This is a genomic window from Methanobrevibacter sp., assembly GCF_045577275.1.
Classification (GTDB): domain Archaea; phylum Methanobacteriota; class Methanobacteria; order Methanobacteriales; family Methanobacteriaceae; genus Methanobrevibacter.
Genome location: NZ_JAZNIB010000062.1, coordinates 1 through 3,439, shown reverse-complemented (window position 1 = coordinate 3,439; position 3,439 = coordinate 1). Strand labels below are relative to the sequence as shown.

Annotated in this window: 4 protein-coding genes; all 4 read right to left on the bottom strand. The window is 30.0% G+C overall.

The window, feature by feature from the left end; translation table 11 throughout:
- Window positions 1-924, bottom strand: a 924-nt coding sequence (locus ACKI67_RS01960) for an ATP-grasp domain-containing protein (protein ID WP_407461715.1), incomplete at its 3' end; no start/stop codon positions are given.
- A 103-nt stretch (window positions 925-1,027) separates the two neighbouring features.
- A complete protein-coding gene (gene hycI, locus ACKI67_RS01955) occupies window positions 1,028-1,723 on the bottom strand; it encodes a hydrogenase maturation peptidase HycI (RefSeq protein ID WP_407461714.1) in 696 nt (231 codons plus the stop codon).
- Between the two features lie 117 nt (window positions 1,724-1,840).
- Window positions 1,841-2,761 carry a methyltransferase domain-containing protein gene (locus tag ACKI67_RS01950; protein WP_407461713.1) on the bottom strand — a complete coding sequence of 307 codons (921 nt, stop codon included), beginning with the start codon at window positions 2,759-2,761 and terminating at the stop codon, window positions 1,841-1,843.
- A 134-nt stretch (window positions 2,762-2,895) separates the two neighbouring features.
- Window positions 2,896-3,351: a nickel-responsive transcriptional regulator NikR gene (gene nikR / locus ACKI67_RS01945; RefSeq protein ID WP_407461712.1), complete on the bottom strand. Its 456-nt coding sequence runs from the start codon at window positions 3,349-3,351 to the stop codon at window positions 2,896-2,898.
- Window positions 3,352-3,439: the final 88 nt, after the last annotated feature.

Below are 3,439 nucleotides of genomic sequence, written 5' to 3'. Positions count from 1 at the left end.
TTCTACATTAAAATTCCCGCTGGCAATGTCTACAAGCAGATTCAATGGATTCAAGTCAGTGCAGGCAAATGAAAGGTATCTGGTTCCGCTTGGACGGGTGTTTATTTCAATTGCATAAACCTTATTTTCCTCTTTTGAATAGATTAAATCCATATCTATGGTTCCTTCAGATTTAAGCTTAGTTGCAATGTGTTTAGCTATTTTCCTAAACTCTTCATTATCCATCTCTTTAAAATCACAAGGACCATATCTAAGACGTTTGATCGGATGTATTCCTTCCAAATTGGTTTCTCCCTTATAAACAGGCACCAATGGCAGATATTCTCCATTCCATCCGATAACTTCTATGGAAACTTCGCTTCCTTCAATGAATTTTTCAATGAGAGCTTCATCAAAATTCTCAAAATATTCCAATACATCAGTGAATTCATTTGTAATGCAAATGTCCTTACCACCTTGACCTTCACCTTGCTTTAAGACAATAGGGAAGCTGAAACCTAATTTTTCAATAAATTCCTCTTCGGTTTCAAAGTCATTCTTATTCAAGACATTTGCAGGTGGAACATTGAGATCAATTGATTTAAAGAATTCCTTGGTTTTTATCTTATCTGATGCTATTGCAACTGCATTAACATTTGAAGAGATAACTGGGATATTATGTTTTTCCTCAATTTCCTCTTTCATAAGAGCTACAGCCATCAATGGTGGATCAATACCAAGAAGAGGAACAATTGCATCTACCTTTTCTTCAATAGCAACTTCCATTGGTTTTTCCATTCCTCTTGGAACGATATAATATTTTGTAGCCAAATCCAAATTAGGAGCTTCTTCATTTGATTCTGTAATTATGCTTTCAATTCCTAATTTATCAACATGATAAGCCACATCATCATATAATCTTGATCCGATAAACAAAACTTTCATAAAATCACACTTGAATTCCTTATCTAATAATATATTTAAAATCTTATTAAATAAAATTTACTTAAAAAACAGCAATTAATTAAAATATAAATTAAAATATAAATTAAATATCCACAATTTTATCAAACAATAATCTAATGAGCATATCTGATGAATCCTTGATTTTAGGAGATAATTCAAAGGACAAATCCATGATTTCAGGTTCTATTCCAATAAAAAGAATATCATAATCCTTTTCCAACTCAAGATATTTAATCAAATAGGATAATGACATTGAGTGAGTTGAAATGCTAATATCAACAATATTGTCCTTATTGACAATATTTATTTCACCAGCTTCCTTGTTCATCAAACTGGCATCAATAAGAATTATGTGGGAAGGGTCACATTTTTTTATCAATCCTGTGAAATTTTCAGGTACTGAACCACCATTGATCAAAAATGTATTATTCAGTCTTTCCACCAATGACTCATTTACATCAACATTTAATTCGCTAAAATACGAATCAAGACCTTCATCTAGACGTGTATTTCCAGTGTTAATATCAAATACATTATCAAAAAACTCAAAATCATTATCTTTATCCATAGGAATTTTTTGATTAATATTCTCTTTTAAATCATTTTGATTTGAATTATTCAAAATAGAATCTTTTAAAATAGATAATTGATTAATAATATAAGGTCCTAAACCATCATCTCCACGAATATCATTCCCAATACCTAAAATAAGAAGATTATCGCAATTCTCTAAAAATAAATCTATCTCCTTACTTATTTCATCAAAATTATTTGGCATTTTATCACTTTAAAAAATTCTTGAAAATCCTAAAAAATTTTACACTTGAAATACAACTAAAAACTTTATATATTCAGAGTATTTTACAATCATTGAACATTGTTTATACCATATCATTTAATTATGAATAATATCCAAAATCTCAGTTTTTATGGTTTCAACACCGCCACCCATCACATATTCCAACTTTATCCTGACTGTATCTCCACAATTTACATCAATCTCTTCAATTGGAACCAGCATGGATGGATTCATCATAGGTGTAGGTCCACAAATAATCTTTTCATTCAATTTGGTAAAACTTGTAATCTTGATACCATTAATCTTTAATTTATTTTCCTTGATATTAAAATTATCCTTGAAATCGAATTTTTCAAATCTTTCATTTGAAATCTCTTCTTCAAAACCCATTTCCATTAGTTCATTTTCATCATAAATCTTCAGATCAATCATTGCACTGAAATTGCAATCGATATCATCCAAGAAATTGAATTCGCTATAGATTATTGAACCACCTAGAACAATATAAACAGGACTGTATTCATCATCCTCATACTGAATGAAATGATTATTCATAAAAACAGCTTCTGCAGAGTTGATAATTCCTTCAGGGATTATCTTTCCATCATCTTTCAGATATTTTTTGGCATGGTTCAATACCGGAACCTCTTCCTCATCAATCAATGCAGTGTCCAACATTTCACAAATAATCAAGTCCGCCTTTTCATTTAATTTACTGAAATCGAAGCTCAATATATCATCATTGAAGACTTGAATCTTATCAAATTCTTTAAGGTTCTCTTTAGCTAATTGATAGCTTGAATTATTTAATTCAATTGCTATAATCCTATCCATATGCGGACAAGCAAAATAGCTTAAAACACCAGATCCACATCCCAAATCAAAGGCCACCCTTGAACCAACAGGACTTTTTCCCATACCAGATTTGGCATAATCATCAATAGCTTCCTTAAATGCACTAAGTCTTTCAAAATCTCTCAAAAGCTTAAAATGATAAGAATTTACTTTAAATTTCATAACAGCACTCAAAATGATTTAATGATTTAAAAAAATAGATAAAAATAGAATAAAAATTAAAAAAAAGTGAAGATACCTTTATATGATTAAAACATATAAAGAAATCCCTTTGCTGATTAAACAAATAAAATTAATTAATAGTGATCATGGTCATGATCATGGTCATGATTGTGGTCATGTTCTAATGACTCACCATTTGCGGTAGAAGTAAGTTTTACGTGTTCCACACCTTTAAGTCTCATCATTTTTTCAGTCAAGTCCCTAATATGTGTAACATCACCGTTTACAACAATTACTTCCATACAGTATTTTTGAGTCATGTGAATATGCATACTTGCATTGATTTCCTTTCTGAAGTCATGCTGGATGTTTGCAAGGCTTTCCATAACACCTGTGAAATGATGATCGTAGATAATGGTGATGACACCTACTCTTTGACCTTCCATTTCATTCATCCATTGGTATCTTAAAATATAATCACTTAATGCATCACGAATACCTTTTGAACGTGATTGGTAACCTCTATCCTTTAAAACTTCATCAAATTCTGCCAAAAGCTTTTTTGGCAAAGACATACTTATCCTCATCATATTAATCACCTAAAACTACAATGAATAAATAATTATAATCTCAAAATTATTACTATTTTAATATTAATTTGACAATAATTATTAATAT

Bases quoted from the DNA above. Each gene is read 5' to 3' on its own strand.
- hycI (WP_407461714.1), bottom strand. From the start codon at position 1,723: ATGCCAAATAATTTTGATGAAATAAGTAAGGAGATAGATTTATTTTTA.
- ACKI67_RS01950 (WP_407461713.1), bottom strand. From the start codon at position 2,761: ATGAAATTTAAAGTAAATTCTTATCATTTTAAGCTTTTGAGAGATTTT.
- nikR (WP_407461712.1), bottom strand. From the start codon at position 3,351: ATGATGAGGATAAGTATGTCTTTGCCAAAAAAGCTTTTGGCAGAATTT.